Origin of the sequence: Dethiobacter alkaliphilus AHT 1, assembly GCF_000174415.1 — a bacterium.
In the GTDB taxonomy this organism is placed as follows: Bacteria; Bacillota; Dethiobacteria; order Dethiobacterales; family Dethiobacteraceae; genus Dethiobacter; species Dethiobacter alkaliphilus.
In genome coordinates this window covers 18,275-38,171 of record NZ_ACJM01000021.1, presented here as the reverse complement: position 1 = coordinate 38,171, position 19,897 = coordinate 18,275, and the positions used below count along the sequence as shown (strand labels likewise).

Annotated in this window: 15 protein-coding genes, 3 rRNA genes and 1 riboswitch; of the genes, 11 read left to right on the top strand and 7 right to left on the bottom strand. The window is 45.3% G+C overall.

The window, feature by feature from the left end; translation table 11 throughout:
* The 11 genes from DEALDRAFT_RS14310 to DEALDRAFT_RS14260 form a co-directional block, all read left to right on the top strand.
* A 16S ribosomal RNA gene (locus tag DEALDRAFT_RS14310) occupies positions 1-675 on the top strand; the annotation flags it as partial.
* Positions 676-914: 239 nt separating this feature from the next.
* Positions 915-3,907, top strand: a 23S ribosomal RNA gene (locus tag DEALDRAFT_RS14305).
* 52 nt (positions 3,908-3,959) lie between these two features.
* Positions 3,960-4,076, top strand: a 5S ribosomal RNA gene (gene rrf / locus DEALDRAFT_RS14300).
* A gap of 169 nt (positions 4,077-4,245) precedes the next feature.
* Positions 4,246-4,590: a PadR family transcriptional regulator gene (locus tag DEALDRAFT_RS14295; protein WP_040379229.1), complete on the top strand. Its 345-nt coding sequence runs from the start codon at positions 4,246-4,248 to the stop codon at positions 4,588-4,590.
* The gene (locus tag DEALDRAFT_RS14290; RefSeq protein WP_008518749.1) at positions 4,577-5,902 is read left to right on the top strand and encodes an FtsW/RodA/SpoVE family cell cycle protein; all 1,326 of its coding nucleotides are present in this window, start codon (positions 4,577-4,579) and stop codon (positions 5,900-5,902) included. The genes DEALDRAFT_RS14295 and DEALDRAFT_RS14290 overlap by 14 nt, the downstream gene beginning before the upstream one ends.
* A 304-nt stretch (positions 5,903-6,206) precedes the next feature.
* A complete protein-coding gene (locus tag DEALDRAFT_RS14285) occupies positions 6,207-7,307 on the top strand; it encodes an MgtC/SapB family protein (RefSeq protein WP_008518747.1) in 1,101 nt (366 codons plus the stop codon).
* 119 nt (positions 7,308-7,426) lie between these two features.
* Positions 7,427-8,806 carry a PepSY1/2 domain-containing protein gene (locus DEALDRAFT_RS14280; RefSeq protein WP_008518745.1) on the top strand — a complete coding sequence of 460 codons (1,380 nt, stop codon included), beginning with the start codon at positions 7,427-7,429 and terminating at the stop codon, positions 8,804-8,806.
* A 116-nt stretch (positions 8,807-8,922) separates the two neighbouring features.
* Entirely contained in the window at positions 8,923-9,531 is a 609-nt protein-coding gene (locus tag DEALDRAFT_RS14275; protein ID WP_008518743.1) for a hypothetical protein, read from the top strand.
* Positions 9,532-9,668: 137 nt separating this feature from the next.
* Positions 9,669-10,043 (top strand): BlaI/MecI/CopY family transcriptional regulator, encoded by a 375-nt coding sequence (locus DEALDRAFT_RS14270; protein WP_008518741.1) that lies wholly within the window; start codon positions 9,669-9,671, stop codon positions 10,041-10,043.
* A 2-nt stretch (positions 10,044-10,045) separates the two neighbouring features.
* Positions 10,046-12,259 (top strand): M56 family metallopeptidase, encoded by a 2,214-nt coding sequence (locus tag DEALDRAFT_RS16595; protein ID WP_008518739.1) that lies wholly within the window; start codon positions 10,046-10,048, stop codon positions 12,257-12,259.
* Between the two features lie 223 nt (positions 12,260-12,482).
* Positions 12,483-13,277 carry a PhzF family phenazine biosynthesis protein gene (locus DEALDRAFT_RS14260; protein WP_040379237.1) on the top strand — a complete coding sequence of 265 codons (795 nt, stop codon included), beginning with the start codon at positions 12,483-12,485 and terminating at the stop codon, positions 13,275-13,277.
* 74 nt (positions 13,278-13,351) lie between these two features.
* On the opposite strand, the gene DEALDRAFT_RS14255 is transcribed toward DEALDRAFT_RS14260, so the two are convergent.
* From DEALDRAFT_RS14255 to DEALDRAFT_RS14225, 7 genes are all read right to left on the bottom strand, one after another.
* Complete coding sequence (locus DEALDRAFT_RS14255) at positions 13,352-13,774, bottom strand: type II toxin-antitoxin system VapC family toxin (protein ID WP_008518735.1); 423 nt, start codon at positions 13,772-13,774, stop codon at positions 13,352-13,354.
* Positions 13,771-14,022, bottom strand: coding sequence for a ribbon-helix-helix protein, CopG family (locus tag DEALDRAFT_RS14250; protein WP_008518733.1), 252 nt, complete (start codon positions 14,020-14,022; stop codon positions 13,771-13,773). Before DEALDRAFT_RS14250 ends, DEALDRAFT_RS14255 begins: the two co-directional genes overlap by 4 nt.
* 131 nt (positions 14,023-14,153) lie before the next feature.
* Entirely contained in the window at positions 14,154-14,801 is a 648-nt protein-coding gene (locus DEALDRAFT_RS14245; RefSeq protein WP_050780836.1) for a Dph6-related ATP pyrophosphatase, read from the bottom strand.
* Between the two features lie 88 nt (positions 14,802-14,889).
* Complete coding sequence (locus tag DEALDRAFT_RS14240; RefSeq protein WP_008518729.1) at positions 14,890-16,158, bottom strand: ABC transporter ATP-binding protein; 1,269 nt, start codon at positions 16,156-16,158, stop codon at positions 14,890-14,892.
* Positions 16,159-16,167: 9 nt separating this feature from the next.
* Complete coding sequence (locus DEALDRAFT_RS14235) at positions 16,168-17,253, bottom strand: FecCD family ABC transporter permease (protein WP_008518727.1); 1,086 nt, start codon at positions 17,251-17,253, stop codon at positions 16,168-16,170.
* Positions 17,254-17,284: 31 nt separating this feature from the next.
* Positions 17,285-18,271, bottom strand: coding sequence for an ABC transporter substrate-binding protein (locus DEALDRAFT_RS14230; protein ID WP_008518725.1), 987 nt, complete (start codon positions 18,269-18,271; stop codon positions 17,285-17,287).
* A 114-nt stretch (positions 18,272-18,385) separates the two neighbouring features.
* A riboswitch (cobalamin riboswitch) is annotated at positions 18,386-18,568 on the bottom strand.
* A gap of 121 nt (positions 18,569-18,689) precedes the next feature.
* Complete coding sequence (locus DEALDRAFT_RS14225; protein WP_008518723.1) at positions 18,690-19,733, bottom strand: IS30 family transposase; 1,044 nt, start codon at positions 19,731-19,733, stop codon at positions 18,690-18,692.
* Positions 19,734-19,897: the final 164 nt, after the last annotated feature.

The following is a 19,897-nucleotide window of genomic DNA, read 5'->3' as shown; positions in this document are numbered from 1 at the left end:
TAAAACCATTCAGTAGCCCCCTTGGGGATAGGCGCAAAGGTCGACATCAAAGGAATGATGGGGTCCGCCACAACCGGTGGAGCACTGGTTTAATCGGAGCCACGCGGAGAACCTTACCAAGGCTTGACATATAACCGCCGTGCTGTGAAAGCAGTATTCTCTTCGGAGACGGTTATACAGGTGGTGCATGGTGGTCGTCAGCTCGGGTGTGAGATGTTGGGTTAAGTCCCGCAACCGAGCGCAACCCCTATTGTTAGTTGCCATCATTAAGTTGGGCACTCTACCGAGACTGCCGGTGACAAACCGGAGGAAGGTGGGGATGACGTCAAATCATCATGCCCCTTATGTCTTGGGCTACACACGTGCTACAATGGCCAGTACAACGGGTTGTTAAAGAGCGATCTGGAGCTAATCCCACAAAACTGGTCTCAGTTCGGATTGTAGGCTGCAATTCGCCTGCATGAAGCTGGAATCGCTAGTAATCGCGGATCAGCATGCCGCGGTGAATACGTTCCCGGGCCTGTACACACCGCCCGTCACACCACGAAAGCTGGCAACACCCGAAGCCGGTGGGCTAACCCTTTTGGGAAGCAGCCGTCGAAGGTGGGGTTAGTGATTGGGGTGAAGTCGTAACAAGGTAGCCGTATCGGAAGGTGCGGCTGGATCACCTCCTTTCTAAGGATATAATTATCTATGCTTCGCATGAACATTCCTGTTTGGTTTTGAAAGAGTACTTCTCTTTCAAGGCGGCCGTCTGGACTTAGTTTTCAGACGCTGGGATCGGCAATTGGGCCGGTTCCTTTTAGTCCGCACCTGTTCTTTGAAAACTGCACAGCGATAGTAAAGAGTAGTAGTAAGGTATTTATACCTGCTACAATTTCACAAAACCGATATAGGTTGTACCTATATCAAAAGGTTAAGTTATGAAGGGCATATGGTGAATGCCTTGGTGCCAGAGGGCGACGAAGGACGTAGCGAGCTACGATAAGCCACGGGGAGCCGCAAGCAGGCTTTGATCCGTGGATTTCCGAATGGGGCAACCCACTGCGAGTCATGTCGCAGTACCCATACCTGAATAAAATAGGGTATGAGGAGTCATACCCGGGGAACTGAAACATCTTAGTACCCGGAGGAAAGGAAAGCAACCGCGATTTCCCAAGTAGCGGCGAGCGAACGGGAAACAGCCTAAACCTTATCTGTGTAATAGCCTGCCGGCGTTGCAGATAGGGGGTCGCGGGGCACATCACGGACTTCGGCAGGAGTCCGCAGCGGAAGTCTTTTTTCTAGTCGAACGGTCTGGAAAGTCCGGTCATAGAAGGTAACAACCCTGTAGACGAAAGGAAAAAGTCAGCTGTGATGTGTACCCAAGTAGCACGGGACACGTGAGACCCCGTGTGAATCAGGGAGGCCCACCTCCTAAGGCTAAATACCAACTGGCAACCGATAGTGAACCAGTACCGTGAGGGAAAGGTGAAAAGCACCCCGGGAGGGGAGTGAAATAGAACCTGAAACCGTATGCTTACAAGCAGTGGCAGCACTATGTCTTCGGACATGTGTGGCCGCGTACTTTTTGTAGAACGGGCCAACGAGTTACGTTCTGTAGCAAGGTTAAGTGGTTCTGCCACGAAGCCGCAGCGAAAGCGAGTCTGAATAGGGCGAATGAGTTGCAGGGCGTAGACCCGAAACCGAGTGATCTACCCATGGCCAGTGTGAAGCTTGTTTAAACGCAAGTGGAGGCGCGAACCCACCAATGTTGAAAAATTGGGGGATGAGCTGTGGGTAGCGGTGAAATGCTAATCGAACTCGGATATAGCTGGTTCTCCCCGAAATAGCTTTAGGGCTAGCGTCGGATGATGAGTCATGGAGGTAGAGCACTGTTTGGGCTAGGGGCCTTACCAGGTTACCGAACTCAGATAAACTCCGAATGCCATCGACTTTAATCCGGCAGTCAGACTGCGGGAGATAAGTTTCGTAGTCGAGAGGGAAACAGCCCAGACCGTCAGCTAAGGTCCCCAAGTACAGACTAAGTGGAAAAGGATGTGGAATTGCTTAGACAACCAGGATGTTGGCTTAGAAGCAGCCACCATTTAAAGAGTGCGTAATAGCTCACTGGTCAAGTGATTCTGCGCCGAAAATGTAACGGGGCTAAGTCTGTCACCGAAGCTACGGCTTGTCGTAAGACAGGGGTAGGGGAGCGTTCTAAGCAGCGTCGAAGCTGTACCGTAAGGAGCAGTGGAGCGCTTAGAAGAGCGAATGTTGGCATGAGTAGCGAGAAGGCAAGTGAGAATCTTGCCCGCCGAAAACCTAAGGTTTCCTGAGGAAGGCTCGTCCTCTCAGGGTTAGTCGGGACCTAAGCCGAGGCAGAAATGCGTAGGCGATGGACAACAGGTTGATATTCCTGTACCACCTAACGTCCGCTATTAGCGATGGGGTGACGCAGAAGGGTAGGCACAGCGCACCGTTGGTTGTGTGCGTTCAAGCGTTTAGGGAGTGCGGATAGGCAAATCCGTCTGCACATTATCCTGAGGCGTGATGAGGAGCGAAATTTTAGTAGCGAACTGGCTGATCCCATGCTGCCAAGAAAAGCCTCTAGTGAGGATGTCAGGTGCCCGTACCGTAAACCGACACAGGTAGGTGAGGAGAGAATCCTAAGGCGCGCGGAAGAACCTTCGTTAAGGAACTCGGCAAATTGACCCCGTAACTTCGGGAGAAGGGGTGCCCCGTTATCGTGATACAACTATGTTGAGCGAGAGGGGGCCGCAGAGAATAGGCCCAAGCGACTGTTTAGCAAAAACACAGGTCTCTGCGAAGTCGTAAGACGACGTATAGGGGCTGACGCCTGCCCGGTGCTGGAAGGTTAAGAGGAGAGGTTAGCGCAAGCGAAGCTTTGAATCTAAGCCCCAGTAAACGGCGGCCGTAACTATAACGGTCCTAAGGTAGCGAAATTCCTTGTCGGGTAAGTTCCGACCCGCACGAAAGGCGTAACGACTTGGGCGCTGTCTCAACGAAGGATCCGGTGAAATTGTAGTACCTGTGAAGATGCAGGTTACCCATGACAAGACGGAAAGACCCCGTGGAGCTTTACTGTAGCCTGATATTGGATTTTGATATGGAATGTACAGGATAGGTGGGAGACTTGGAAGCCTGGGCGCCAGCCTGGGTGGAGTCACCCGTGGGATACCACCCTTTTCATAGCGGAATTCTAACCGCGAGCCGTTATCCGGTTCCGGGACAGTGTCAGGTGGGCAGTTTGACTGGGGCGGTCGCCTCCCAAAGAGTAACGGAGGCGCTCAAAGGTTTCCTCAGCGCGGTCGGGAATCGCGCGTAGAGTGTAAAGGCAGAAGGAAGCTTCACTGCGACACCGACGGGTGGAGCAGGGACGAAAGTCGGACTTAGTGATCCGGCGGTGCTGCGTGGCAGGGCCGTCGCTCAACGGATAAAAGCTACCCCGGGGATAACAGGCTTATCTCCCCCAAGAGTCCACATCGACGGGGAGGTTTGGCACCTCGATGTCGGCTCATCGCATCCTGGGGCTGTATTAGGTCCCAAGGGTTTGGCTGTTCGCCAATTAAAGCGGTACGTGAGCTGGGTTCAGAACGTCGTGAGACAGTTCGGTCCCTATCTGTCATGGGCGTAGGAAAATTGAAGAGAGCTGTCCCTAGTACGAGAGGACCGGGATGGACAGACCTCTGGTGTACCAGTTGTCCTGCCAAGGGCACTGCTGGGTAGCTATGTCTGGACGGGATAAGCGCTGAAAGCATCTAAGCGCGAAGCCCCCTCTAAGATAAGTTTTCCCGCTCGGTTAACGAGGTAAGACCCCAGAGAGATGATCTGGTTGATAGGCCGGAGGTGTAAGGGCAGCAATGTCTTAAGCTGACCGGTACTAATAGGTCGAGGACTTAACCTTAAATTTTGTGAAAGACTCTTTAACATATCGCTGTTCAGTTTTGAGAGAACTTTCTGGTGGAAATGGCGGAGGGGTCACACCCGTTCCCATTCCGAACACGGACGTTAAGCCCTCCAGCGCCGATGGTACTTGGGACGCGAGTCCCTGGGAGAGTAGGTCTCTGCCAGATCCTTATTTAAAAAAGAGCACGATCATTAATTGATCAGTGCTCTTTTTTCATGCGCTCGCACAGTTACCCATTCATGGTTTAGAGCGGGTTTTTTAGTGTTGACATATATAGTCTATCTATATATAATTTGTATAGATGGCCGATATATGTTTCGGAAGGGGTTGTGTTTGTGAAGGTGGATAAAAGTTTAATGACAGGTAGTACTACCATGCTGATTTTGAAGTTATTGGAAACCGGTGATATGTATGGTTATCAAATGATTGATGAGTTGGAGAAGCGCTCGGAGAATGTTTTTACCCTTAAAGCAGGGACGCTCTATCCCATTCTTCATACTCTGGAGCAGCAAGGTTTGGTTGAATCCTATGAAGGCGTTTCCGATAGCGGCCGTGCACGGAAATATTACCATATTACTAAACGTGGCAAAGAATACTTCCAGGAGAAAAACTCTGAATGGCGCACTTATACAACGGCTGTGAATCAGGTGCTGGGAGGAGTAAACTATGTCATTAACTAATAAGCAAATTCAGGGCTTCGTAGATAAGGTTTGTGCAGAGCTACGTTTTAAAAGTATTCATCAAGAAGTGGCAAAGGAGCTTGTGGACCATATTGAGGACCAGAAGAAGCAATTTATGAACCAAGGCTTAGATGAGGAAAGTGCAATTTTAAAGTCTGTGGAGGAAATGGGGGACCCTGTAGCTGTTGGCCGCCAGCTTAATAAAGTACATCGCCCCAGGACAGAATGGTCTATCTTAGCTGTTATAAGCCTATTAATTGTCATGGGTGGGGCCGTCCAGCTCTTTATTTCCAGAGAAGCTGCAAACGGCGCGCAAATGTTCTCCCAGTTTCTTCTCTATCTGCCTATGGGGTTAGCCGCCTTTGCGGGTGCATACTTTTTCGATTACACCATCCTGGGGCGCTACGCCAAGCACGTATGTTCGGCTCTTGTTGGTATTACAGTAATAGGCTTAATATTAGTGCAAACTCAGCCAGGTGGATCAATTAGGTATCTGTATTATTTTTCTCTTTTGTTTATCCCCGTGTTTGCAGGACTTGTTACAAGTTTGCAAGGTAGGGGGTATACGGGAATAATTATTTCAGGTTTTGTTTATGGGGGCGCAGCCTTAATAACTGTTTTGGAGCCTTCTATTACCGGGCTTTTCTTGCTAACTGTTTGTTGTCTTGTCATCCTAACGGTAGCCGTCCAAAAAGAATGGTTTGGTAATGTAAAAAAGTTCGGTCTTGCCCTGATATATATGCCTGTAATAGCATTCATCCTTTCTATTCCAGTCCTAACTTCTCCGTATCGGCTCAGGAGGTTTCAAACTATGACTAATCCTGAAGCTGATCCGCTGGGGTCAGGATGGTTAACACTGCAGATACGCAGGCTCATGGAATCATCACAGTTTTGGGGTGAGGCGACCATACTTGATAGTGAATTAAGTGGAACGGCAATTAATCAGTTACTACCGGGATGGTCAACGGATTTCTTGCTTACTTATTTAATTGCCCGCCTGGGCTATATAGCAGGATTAGTCATTGCATTTCTAATGTTAATCTTAATAGTAAGGATGTTTGTAGCAGTCTCAAAGCAGAAAAATCGCCATGGCTACCTCATTTCCCTTGGGGCAAGCCTTGCTCTTACAGGTCAAATTGCTCTATATTTTCTCTCTAATACAGGAGTTGTTCCCATTGGTGTCACTCTGCCGTTTATCTCATACGGCGCAGGCGGTTTTATAGTAAACATGGTACTGGCGGGCCTGGTACTCTCTGTTTATCGACGAACTGATTTGGTTCCAAAAGAATCTATAGGCGGATTGAAGCCATAACATACCACGTTGCTGCAACAGCTTTAGTTTCTGGTTTGTGAAGTTGACCCTTGGACCTCTGGTGTGCTAGTTGTCCTGCCAAGGGCACTTAAGAAGAGCACGATCATAGTTGATCAGTGCTCTTTTTTTGGGCTCGCCTATGATTTCATTCTGCACCTGGCGGATGCTGCCAGGTATACTAAATCAAACTTTGCATAATTGAAGCAAGGACTAAAGGCCTATTTTTAATTATGTGGAAAACGCTTAAAATTATTCCAGTAAGGTAAATGAATTTACAATTGGGAAGGACAGGAGGGGACTTCTATTGGATCTTACTATTGACGGTAGAGCTGTCGGTAATTATTTTATCTTAGTTAAAAACAATACCTTTTCATTGGATATTGTCTATCTGTCTTTTATTCATCAAGCGAAATTATACGGGGCTAAGATTGGTGGCCAAATGTATAATGTCAGCGGTAAGTTGATGGAAAAGTATGAAGGGTTTCAAGGTGATGATAATGATTTTCTCTCAATGGACAAGCATAACTTTATAATTGATGCTGAAGAAATTAAAGAAGTACTGTACCAGAAACGCTTCCAGCCTCAGAACTCTCCTTTTACAGGTAAACTCGAGATTTTATTGCAGTCCGGCAAAGCAGAGAAGTATTACGTACACTCCGGTAATCACATTCCTGCCATGCTCATGATGTTTAAAAATGACCTAACGGAGAACCTGGTTTTAAAGGACGGTAAACATCAGATATTGCCTGAAGAATACCCCGCGTTTGCTATGGAGAAATCAAATTCTAAAGGCATGATAGTCTGTACGAACTGTGATAAGGTAACAAGCATTTTGGAGACCGCACACTTCCCGGCAAAAAACAATAAAGATATAGATAAATTTCTCTGTCCCGATTGTTTTACAGCTCATGAAGAAGAACTGCAACAGGAAACAGAGGGCGTAAATGCAGCTAAGTCAATTCTTTTTTCTTTAGGTGCTGCAGTCATCTGTTCTCTGCTATGGTATGGCTTTGTTATAATCACAAACATGCAGGCAGGTGTTATTGCTGTTCTTATTGGCTGGATTGTTGCCAATACTGCCATTTACGGGGCCGGAAAAAAGCGGGGTACCGTAGTGCAGGGGATAAGCGCAGTAGCTACGCTGTTTGCCATGATGTTCAGTGAATATTTGATTATTCGCCATTTTGCAGTTTTGGAGTTAGCAGCAGAAGGAATAACTGGTATTCCTCTTTTTCTTCCTGTTGAAGCCGTAGTCCAGCTTATTACAGTGGGCATTCAAACTGATCCTATTACCTTGGTATTTTGGGGCATTGCCATTTATCAGGGGTATAGGATACCGGCCAGCAGGTATGTAAAATCCCAAAAACAACAAGAAGTAGATGAAGCTTTCAGTGCAAATGTTTAAGAATATTAAATCTGACACCCGATGTGTTGCAGAGAAATTAACAATCTCATATCGTTAAAAAAGGAAAATGCCAGCAGAAACAGAATTACTCTTGAATTACATATAATGGGGGTAGCGATATGGGAAGTTTCTTGCAACGAATCCCTTGGGTTAAAGTTCTTGTGATACTCTTAGTTATTTCAGGCGTGCTGATTAATTATCAGTATCGACAGATTACTCAAATGCAAAGCCAAATTGGGGGCGAAATTCAAAGTAACTTTACCCAAATGGGCCTAACTGTCAGGGATATGAGGATAAAGTCCGGTTCAGTGATGGCAGGCGAAGATCGGCAATTACTGGAAAATATTAACCCCAACTCAGCTTCCGGCAGCCTTTCATATCTTCCCCGGCACTCTAATAAGCCTTTCTACTTTTATAACCTGCAATATTTTTTAGAGTATGTGGAAAGCGGCTTATATTATATCGGCAGTAAGGATGACCCCCTTAGTGATGAGGATTTCGCCTATCTACGTAAAGTGCACGACATGCTTTTACAAATGGAAGACATCTTTATAGAAGAAAACCCCCGCTTCTCCAATGCCCAAACTAACCGCGAGTTTTATCTGGGAAAAGTGTGGCCTGAGGTTCTTGAGAAAATGGAGTCCCTTCTAGGTGATGATCTTCAACAAATCTACACAGTTTATGTTTATCCTCACTATGATCCACAATTAGAGCCGGAAAACCGTTTGGGGTTTTCTGGTCCTGAAGTCACACAGGATGAGGCGTTTAAGGTAGCAAAAGATTTTTTTCCTCTACCTGATAGTGAGTACGCCTGGCAACTCACAGGCGAAGGCTGGAGCAGTGATTGGGGGGACAGTTGGACATTTTCCGCTATCCGTAAGGGGGACAATAGCTATGAATGGCAGGTAGAAGTCTTAGCCACCGGTGGCAACGTTATTAGTCTGAGAAAAACGTCTAATGCTAATTTTGGTGATGATAATCTCTTAAATGATCCTCCAGAGCCGGTCATTTCTGAACAAACTGCTATTAATAACGCTCTGGAATTTTTATCTGCCAGGGGCATTAAAGATGTGTACCCACTATATACTCCTAACTATGGAATTTCTGATTGGGGAGACGCAGCAGATGAAGGAAGATATCAATTCAGCCTTGTCAGAAAGATAGATAATATTTTTATTCCGGAGCATTCTATTGAGTTTGAGGTGTCGGGTCAAACAGGTGAAATTACTTCGTTTTATAACCATCAGTTTTTACTACGGTCACAAAGTGAAATAAGCATACCGGAGCCGAAGCTATCCCGGGATGAAGCCCGTCAAGGAATAGATTGGCTACTTCTCCCTGTCGATGGCCCTACAGTATTTCATCAATTTAATGAAGAGCTGTTCTACACATTTATTGCTAAAGAGTCTGAAGCAAGTTACATAATCTATATTAATGCAATAACCGGAGAACGTGATTTTGTTGACTATCTTTATAACGGGATTTGGTCATACGACTAAAGCTTAAAAGGTTTGGAGTACTTGGCAGGTCTATCATATTGATTAGTTTGGTAATAATTCAAACAGATGATTAAGGGCAGATTAGCTGTGCAGCGTTTAGTAAGGAGAGGAAGAGAATGAAAAACAAAATATGGTGTCTGGTTATAATCTGTGCTTTTGTGTTTCTGGTGGGCTGTGGTTCAAGAAATGCAGAGTATATCCGCGAGGTTGAATTGAGCGCAAGCCAAAGAGATTTAATCTATGGCGCCGGTGCCGATGTGTTTTTGGTATTTGATTTGAAAATTGAGCCTGATAAATATCAGAGAGTGGAGAGTTGGATTGAACATTATCAGAGTGGCCAATTGGTTGAAAAGATTGACAGGCAGATTTATAATGGAAGTGGCTTAAGGGCAGCCAAGGGCAGATTGGTTTTTACGCTGCGGGAAAATATTTTAGATCGGGATAAAACAGAATATCGGGTTAGTATTTCTGTGGATGGAATGAGAGCTACTGCCTGGGAGCTACTGGAGACAGGTGAGAGGGATGGACATTCATTCATTAAAGCAAACAGCGAGCAGGCTATCGTTGAGGGTCAGGCAATTATGCTTGCAGTTCAGGCAAAGGGCAGGTCAACAGAAATTGTCAGCGATGAAATTTTTAGAGGAAACAAGGAAGAGTTTGCGAAATTGCTGAAGAATGATGAGGTCTTTGTGTACTACCTGCAGTTTCTGGATGAGGCTGATTAATAAAGAACATACGGTGACGGATGTAACAACCCCTACCAAAAAGTAGGGGTTGTTTGTGTTCATTTATAACTTGACAATTTTGGATTACGCGTGTAAGATCAAGTTGTACTTACATTTGTAATCCAAGAGGTGAGAAAATGAAAATTGCCCAACAGATATCCGATGCTGAGCTGGAAGTAATGAAAGTACTTTGGGAATTGGGCCAGGCCACAAGTTCACAAATTGTGGCCTGTTTGTCCGAGAATACCGACTGGAAACCCAAAACGATTCAAACGCTGATAACCCGCCTGGCCGCCAAGGGTGCCGTCGCAGCGGAAAAAACCGAAAGTAAAGCCTATCTCTACACGCCGTTAATCAGCGAGGAAGAGTTTAAATCATATGCCAACCATTCATTTTTACACAAGATATACGATGGTTCGGTTAAGATGATGCTGGCAAGCTTTGTTAAAGAGCAGAAAATCTCCAAAGCGGAAATAGAGAGCCTGAAAAAATTGTTGGACGAGGAGGAGTAGGCATGGCTGATCTTTTTTATACTGTGTTCCATGCTTCACTTTACGCCAGCGTGGCAGCACTGGTTATTCTCCTTCTTAAAGGCGTATTAAAACAACGCTTAAACGCACAGTGGCACTATCTTATCTGGGCAATCTTTGTTGTGAAACTGCTGGTACCCTTTGGACCGGAAAGCTCCTTTAGCCTGTTTAATGCCATGCCGGAAATTTCGCGTCCCGCTACCATAGACATGGTAACCCCCACAGCTCCACAAATTGATTTACCCAACATTCCGCAAACACCTATAGAGATCGGGCAGCCTGAAAATATTAGCTTGTCTGCATCCCAATCTAAGAGTGTGAGTTCCCTGGCCTCATTGTTGCGGTACCTTCCCTATATCTGGGCTGCAGGGATGCTCCTGTTCCTATTTTGGCTGGTGGGAACCTATTGCCTGCTGCGGTTAAAGCTAAAAAAACACAGCATACCTGCTGAGAAGCCAATGCTGCAGGTTCTCATGAACTGTAAAGAACAAATGGGAATTACAAAAAAAATCCCGCTTGTAGTTCAAACTGCGGTGAACACTCCTTCGCTTTTTGGCATCATCAATCCCAGGATTCTAATTACACCGGAAATGGCAAAGATGACTGATGATGATCTGCGCTACATCCTGATGCATGAACTTGCCCATTTCAAGCGCAAAGATTTATACGTTAACTACCTGCTGCTGTTTTTGCAAACCATGCACTGGTTTAATCCACTGATATGGTATTGTTTTAAGAGGATGCGCGACGATATGGAAGTGGCTACCGATGAATGTGTGCTCTCAGTGCTGGAAAACACCGAACACCGCGCCTACGGCCGGACACTGCTTACAATGCTGGAACGTTTTCACACACCGGCTCTGGCTCCCAGGCTTTTAGGGATGGTGGATGACAAGAAGAATATTGAGCGGCGTATCCGCATGATTAAGATGGCCGATTATTTCCGTGCCAGGAAAACTGGCGTGCTGCTTGCCGGCTTGCTTTGTCTTGTTCTGTTGAGCGGTATGCTGCTCACAAACGGCTTGACTGCTAATAAAACAGACGCAGGGATCGATAATAACGGTTTCCAATACAATGCTGAGGAACTTCTGCGCCAAAGAACGCCTTATGTGGGTGACAACAGTAAAGTGAGCAACCTGATAGGCGCACTGCCGCTTGCAAAGTATCGCCAGAGCCTGTCACTGCAAACAAAAGAAACACCCTATGGTGTTACTGTTTATTACGATTTTGAGCTCTCCGGTTTATCTAAAGAAGATATCGATGAAATACTTTATTACAATGCTGTAGTGATGTTTGCCTTAATTGACAATGTAGATGTGATTGCATTTAATGCCCACGGGCTTGGAGAAGTGTCTTATCAATTCCTGAGAAGTGAGTTGGAGCAGGATTTTGGCAAAGATCTAAGAGAGTTTGCCGAAAACAGAGAAGAATTTCTTATCTTTTTGGATAGCCTGCCTAAACTGCCCTCCGGTCTTAAAAGAGCAGTGACACAGGCCATTAAAGAGCAGGGAGCCGGCTATTACAGAGGCGAAGTACTTACGGCAGGCCATGTGATTCTTGGCAAGCAATCCGCAAATGGGACTGTCACCGTTTATACGTTAGCCAGTCTGGGCTGGTTTGGCTTTGAAAATGATATCTTTACAATTGTTAGCGGAAGCAGCGGCGTTCCCACAGTGATGACCTTTAGTGTGGATGACCAGGGGCAGTACAGACTGCTTGAATACAGGGAGGCTCAGGACGGCGGGGGGTATGCAGATTCAGTGAGGGAGATGTTCCCCAGAGAGCTTTGGGATAAAGTGCTTTCTCCCCCACCCTACCCTCAGTTGTCTGCTCAGCAGGAAGCGCAGGCGGCCCAATATCTGCAGGAACAAGGAATTAATGCTGAGATATCCATGAACTACGTGGAAAAGTCGCTGCCGGAGATTGATGTGCAGGCTTCCAACAAACTGTTTTCTGAAATGACCAAGGCCAATCCTTCGCTGAATAAATATCCCTATTGGCTTGGCACGCGGCACATAGTGGAAGACGGGGAACGTTTTATATATGAAACAGCGCAGGCAAAAGCAGATGACGGCAATGACCTGATTATATTTACAAAAACGGACATAAACGGTACTGTGGTAGAAGAAATGCATTACAAAATAATCAACAGTACGCCGGAACTAACTTCTCTGTTTAACCAGAGTTGGTTACACTAACACCGCTTGAGCGCAATAAAAGTGTTGCAGGATATGGGGCGGCCAATCCAAAAAAACGATGTTTGGATTGCGGCATTGGCATGCCGCATAGCTTGATTTTGCCTCACGTGATAGGTACTTTACTAATATTTCGGGCCTTGATGTGCAAAATTGGATAGAACTGCCCGTTGCCTATTTAGAATTGAAAAACTATATAATATCGGTGAGAGGGGATGTGTTCGAAGTGCCGATTCCGATTTATACGGTTGATTCTTTTACAGAGAAACCATTCTCAGGTAACCCCGCAGCTGTTTGTAGGCTTTCCGGCCCTAAAGAAGAGAGCTGGATGCAGCAAGTTGCCCGGGAGATGAATCTGTCGGAAACAGCTTTTATCTATCCTGAGGGAGACGGTTTTAATTTAAGGTGGTTTACCCCCACAACAGAGGTTGATTTGTGTGGTCATGCAACATTGGCAGCTGCGCATATTCTGTGGGAACAGAATTATTTACAGCAGGGAGCGGTTGCGAAGTTTTATACTAAAAGCGGGCTTCTTACTGCAGAATATGTTAAAGACTTGATTGTACTAAGTTTTCCCGTAGAAGCTCCCGTTGAAACGGAAGTCCCTGACTACATAATTAAGGCGCTGGATGTTACTCCGCTATTTGCCGGTAGAAACCGTTTGGATTATATTATTGAAGTAGATTCTGCTGATACGGTAAGGCGGTTGAAGCCGGATTTTGCACAGCTTCGTGATATGGGGCTCCGGGGTGTCATGGTTACCAGTAGGGATAGAGGGGCTGATTATGATTTTATATCCCGGTATTTTGCTCCGGGGGCCGGAATTGAAGAAGATCCGGTCACAGGTTCTGCTCATTGCTGTTTGGGTCCATATTGGATGAGTAAGCTGAACAAAAATAGGTTCGTAGCGTATCAGGCATCCGAAAGAGGCGGTACCGTACTTGTGGAAGTTTTGGATGACCGTGTCAAATTAGGCGGCACGGCTGTTACTGTTCTTAAGGGTGAACTTTTATATGAGTAGGCATTGATACACAACAAAGCACTGACTAATACATCAGTGCTTTGTTGTGTCCTTTGGAAATAGCGCTTTGAAACTTAGAAACCTTCCCCCGGGTAAATGACTTGGATGCCGTGAATGTTTTCAAATCCCCGATCCGCTGTTATTATTCGTTTAATGCGGTGGTTTAGCATTACAGCCAGATGAATAGTGTCCCTGGGTGAGAGTGCAGAATATGTTGGATTGCTGATTAGTTTTCTTGCTAGAAGCATATCTTGGTGTTCTATGGCTAACACTGACCCATCCATAATCTTTGAAAAGGAATCAAAGACCCGCAGCCCAAAATCTCGTTGGTTAATACTGAAATACCGATACATAATTTCTTGGAACACTTCAGTATCAGTGAAGGCATTAAGGTGGCCGGCTGCAACAGATCGCAAAATCTCTACACAGCTTGCCTTAAAATGATGCTCTTTGCTGGCAGCGTACATTGGAATGTTGGTGTCGATAAACACCTTCATTTCTTCTGATACCCCGCTTCGATTTCCTTTTTCATTTGTTCCCAGGTAGTAACCGGCGCATTGATATTTGCCAATTCTTCTACTGCTTTTAACTTTTCTTCTTTCAAAACGATGTAACGTTGGTCTATGGCTTCACGGACCAAATCCCCCACTGAGGTGTTTTTTTCTTTAGCTTCGGTTTTGAGTTTTTGCAGTTGTTCAGGATATAAGCGAATTTCCAGTCTCGTATCAAGTTTTTTTTCACGCATGGAAATCACTCCTTACGTAAGGTTATTACGTACATTATAACTTATAAGCCTACAAATATAAATAGTTATTTGAACTCCTATGGCCTGTACCGCTTCATGTCATAGGAGTTTACAGTATAGCTTGTTGGAGGTTATATGCTGAGTTGCAAAAAGCATGTTTTCTCTGTTTCATAAATACCCTGGTGTTCTACTTCTAAAGGTGTTGTAAAGAGTGGGCCACCGACGACCAGAGTATGGTATTCTCCTCTTTCACCACAGGGGCTAATCCCAGCTGCTTTACAGGCCAGCAAAAAATCTTTGTTTACTTTTTGGCCCAACCAATCTTGAGGCAGAGAAGTTTTATCAATAGATACAATGAGCAGTTGAGCATCCCTGGCCACCAGTTCCGTGATAACGTCTTCTTCCTCCATGCCCCATAGGGGGAGATGAGCAGCCAAACCCAGTTTGCCACACATATTTTGCACCCACTCACGGTGCTCTACAATGTTTATGTCCCCAAATACACCACCAGTTAACCCTTTACTGCTAAATCTATTTACAGCACTGCGAAAGCCTTCTTCATAAGTGCCCCAGCTAACTTGCTCCATTACCAGGGGAATGCCCAGTGCGGCGGCCTGTTTTCTCAAAATTTCTTCGGACAGACCGTGAGACATGCTTCGCCCCTCATGACCAATAAAGTTCAGCAAATACTGTATATCCAGACCCTGCTCCTGTGCTTTTAGCAGTGCCAGATAGGAATCTTTTCCACCACTCCAGGATACAAACACTTTCTCTTTCAAAAGAATCATCCTTTCAGTCCCAGGTTTCTTTGCATTTAACAAACACTTATCTTGCACCGGGTGTCCAGCTTGCAAAAAAACGTGTTCTCTATTTAAGCATTTTTAGGTGCTTAATTGCATGCTCTTCTTTATTAAAGAAAAGGGCACCGCCTTCTTGTAATTGTTGCAAATAAGTTGCTGCTTTACCACCGGTAAAATCTCGTGCACTATTTTGTGATTCCAAAACAATCCCCATAACTCCCTGTCCAACTACTTCAGTCATCGCTTCAAGGTTGCGCAGATTGCCTTCACCAAAAGAGATTGGTGGCAAAATTACACATTCTGCTTCATGCATAAGCTGTAGATGCTTTTGATACATTTCTTCATTAATCGGTGAAAATGGTGGGTTTTCCATGACTGGAAGATCATAAAAGCGGGCAAAGTGATAGCCGCTATCTTCTCTGCTGACAGGACCAACTGATACAGAATATCCAGCTGCCAAAAGAGCTTCTAATATTGGCAATGCTTCACTACCGCCGCCAACCACATGTATCCTCTTTTGGGGGTATCTTTCACTTTGCTGCCGGGGGGATATGTTTTCTTTACCAATGCTAACTTGCAGACGGCCATGCAGAGGGTGACGAAAAATAGTGGCCGGAACACCATATGATTTTGAAATATTCGTTTCGGTAAGTACTTCTTCACTGCTGCCAATGGATAACACTTTGCCAGCGGATAATAAAATAAACTGACTAAAGAACAAAGTAGCCAAATTTAGATCATGAATGGCAGCAATGATGGTGACTCCTTTTTCTCTATTGAGTTTTAACGCTATATGTAATAATTCCCATTGGTAGCCTATGTCCAGGTTTGCTGTCGGTTCATCTAAAAGAAGCAGCTCAGGCTCCTGGCACAGAGCCCGGGCGAAAACCATCCTTTGTCTCTCTCCACCGCTTAAGGTTGCAGCGGAGCGATGCCGCAACTTTAAAATTCCTGTAGTTTCCATGGCAGAGTGAACAAGAGAATCATCACTATTTTCAGCATTGCGCCAACCTTTCTGGTAAGGAAATCTGCCCATTTGCACTACTTCTTCCACAGTAAAATCAAAATCTACTCCTGTATCCTGTGGAACTACGGCAAGTTGGCGTGCTATTTCTCCAGATGATAAACTGCGTATTTCACGGTCGTTAAATAACACTGTTCCGCTGCTTGGTTCCAGAGCTTTGCTGATACAGCGCATCAGTGTAGATTTTCCTGCTCCGTTGGGACCTAAAAGGGCAATCATTTCTCCGCCCTGAATACTAAAATTAACTCCATCCAGAATAGGGTGAGCATCATACTCCATGGTTAGTTCATGTATCTTTAGTTGTAAACTCATTTATACCTCCTAGCTACTGCTATTGAAATAGCGAAGCTTTTTCCTTTTTTTAAGAAGATAAATGAACATTGGAGCACCGACCATAGCCGTAATAATCCCTACCGGGAGTTCTGCGGGAGCAATTATGGTCCGCGCCAAAGTGTCTGTAGCAATGAGTAAATTAGCCCCAAGCAGAGCTGATGCAGGAAGTAAGATGCGATGATCAGGTCCCACAATTATGCGAATGAAGTGTGGAACAACTAATCCGACAAAGCCAATGATACCACTGGTGGATACTGCTGCTGCCACAAGCAAAGAAGAGGAGGCAAGCAGTATTTTTTTTACTTTCTCAGTATCTACTCCCAAATGGCGAGCAGTTTCTTCACCTAACAAGAACACATTTAATTCTCTGGCATAGTAGTAGATACAGGTGAAACCTACCAAAATATAAGGAAGCATGGTAAATACCCTGGACCAGGTGGCGCCACCAAAGCCGCCCATCATCCAAAAAATTACCTGGTGCAATCTCTCCCCTGCAAAATAGGTAAGCAAAGAAACAAAGGCAGAAAGAAAGGCACTTACAGCTATTCCAGCCAAAAGTAGAGTCATCACCGGGACTGCTTTACCTACACGGGACATGTAATAAACCAGTGCAATGGTTGAAATACCGCCAATAAACGCAAATAGAGGAACGGCTGTGAAACCGGCTAATAACAAACTGCCGCCTGTTAACATTGCTATTACTGCTCCCAGTGCAGCACCGGAAGAAACCCCCAGAACATAGGGGTCTGCCATAGGATTGCGAAAAAGCCCCTGCAGTACTGCTCCTGCCACAGCAAGAGAAGCACCGACAATAGCTGCCTGAATAACCCGGGGCAGTCGCATTAGCAGAAGAATTCCGTGTTGAATATCTGCAACGTCTCCTTTAACGACGGCATAATAGATTTGGGAGGGTGAGAGCAGTATGCTAACTGCTGAACTAAGAGGGATCGAAGCAGCTCCTGCCACTATTGCTATGAAGGACATCACAATTAATAACAGGGTTAATAAAATTAATAGGGTACTGCTTTTGACTCTTATTTTTTTCTGCTCATACTGCTCTCGGTGTAGTATCATCTCTTACAACCCTCCAGGTTTCGACCCAATTTTAATCAAATAGTTCCGGATGAAAGATAGGTGCTAAAGTCTCTGCTGCTTCTATTAAACGAGGGCCGGGACGGGAAATAGCATCGGCATTAATATTAAATACTCTCTCGTTTTTTACAGCATTGATCTCGTTCCACAGAGGTCTGTCTAGAATGACTTCCATATCAAAGCCTTCAAATCCATGGTAGTTGGGGATGACAATAACACTTGGATCTCTTTCGATAATTGTCTCTTCACTAATCTGTGGATACATTTCAGCTACATCTGTGAAAATGTTGTCCCCACCGGCAATGGAAATAACTTCGCTGATTAAAGTTGTCCCTCCGGCTGTCATCAAGGGATCTGAATAAACTTCGTAATAAACCTGTACTCGGTCTTCTGATGATAATGTGCTAATTTTTTCGTCTAAGAGTGCTAATCTGTCTGTGATTTCAGTGATAACCTTGTCAGCCTCGCTTGCTCCTGTAGCTTCCGCGATTAAATTCATGGCCGCAAATACTTCTTCGATCGATTCGGGTGCAAGAACAAGTACGGGAATACCCAACTCTTCCAGTTTATTTACCTGTTCTTCATGAGCATTACCTGCTAAAACCAAATCAGGTGTTAAGCTGTAAACTATTTCCATATTGGGATCAGAAAAGCCGCCAATCTTATCTACGTCTAATGCTTCTGCCGGATAGTCGCAAAAATCAGTTACACCGACTATTCTGCTGCCTAAGCCTATAGAAAAAGCCATTTCCGTGTTACTGGGAGACAGTGATACTATCCTTTCCGGCTTTTCTTCAATGACAACATTCCGCCCCATTTGGTCAGTCAATTCCGCAAATGATTGACTTTCAGAACCATTGGCATCATCAATACCATTAGAGCCGTTGGCACCGTTGGGTCCATTAGGCTCATTAGCATCATTTGCATTACCGCAACCGGCTGCAAAAACCAACAATAATCCCAGCGCTAAAATAAAAAACACTCTTGACACTTTCTGCATAACTACAACCTCCGGTTAATTTATTTTGCGCCGAAAAAAAATTACCCTCCTTTATTTGGAGGGTAATTACAAGCAGACATTAAAGAAAGCAACCCATCCTTTGGCGCGAAAGATGTTCTTTTGCATAAACAGGCAGGTTTCCTGACTTCCGACTCAAACGATTTGCCATACCTTCCCAAAGCTGAAGCTTCAGTGGTTCTATGGAAAATCTCGCCGGTTACAGTGGCGCGACCGTCCGGGATTTGCACCCGGTTCCCTTTTACTCTCGTAACGAGCACCTGTCTATAGCTTTTATTAAGTTTATGAAATACTATCATAAATCCCATAAAAAAACAATGTACAATTTTCGAAGAATATAAAAAATCGCATGACCTCAATTGCAATAGCGAATGCACCACCCCACCGTGCCGGTGAGAAGTCAAGCAGCAGCAAGTCTTTCGGCGTGGAAAGCTTGTAATGGTGTAAGATACCCAAGAATCTTCCGAGGAAGATTGTTACACCAATTCTGTATACGGGCGACGGACTCGGGTGTGAGATCCGCAAATGACGTTCCTTTGGGAAGGAACCTTCGTATTAAGCTGTTGTGCTTTTCATTGGCACCCTTTTCCCAGGAGCTGTACGGATGGCAAAAGTACGCTTTACTACCGAGGCTACTGAGCTGGTCTGACAGACCAGAGAACTCACTGCCGTTATCTGCTGTAATCGTCTGGAATACCTGGGCGAAATCATCCCCGTAATCTCTCTGTAGAGCCACTAGAGCCTCGTTTACACATTCTACAGTGTGCTCTTCGAGTCGTCGTATAAGAAAGACCCGGCTCTTTCGCTCAAGGAGTGTCAGAAGCGATTGGCCCTCTGACTGCTTGCCGATCACAGTGTCGATCTCCCAGTGGCTAAAGGTTTCTCTGGTGGCGACTTCTGGGGGCCTGTTCTCTATCGATTCGCCAAGATTGCGCTTATTTATTCGGCTGCGTTTCTTCCGAACCTTGCGGCCGACCTTTAGCAATAGGTCAATGTTTCTGGTATCCATGAAGCCCTTATCTATGTAGCTGTAGAGGGTCTTTGTGCAGATACAGGGTAAGCCAGCGGTCTTCGGGTTTATCTTGTATTCGCCCACAATGGCGTCAGGTGACCACTCTTTATCGCGCATCATCCTTTGGGCGTGATCCATAAAAGCACTGACATCAGCTAATTTGAATCTGGCACCACAGTGTGAGCGGTTTTCACGATACACCCTTTGCCCTGCATCAGGAAAGTACTCATAACGCTCTGTAAGATTACTGTTTCTCTGTAGCACTGTGCCACGCTTTAGCTCCCTGGACACTGTTGTGTGGTCACAGCCTATCTTCGCTCCAATCTGCCTAGTAGAGAGCCCTGATTCGTGGTAAGCAGCGATCATGCCTCTTTGATCCAATGTCAAGTGTTTGAATTCCCGTGGGATTGTGGTATGCTGTGAGTGTGCCATAGTCCAAACCTCCGTATTTTGATTGTTGGTCGTACATCAATCATACACGGTATTGGGCTGTGGCGCATTTTTATTTTGCAATGTTACCACTGGTGCATCTCATTTTACAATGAAGCAAAAATCGCATGATTCTGGAAGCAGATTGACAACCTGGCAAAAAAATG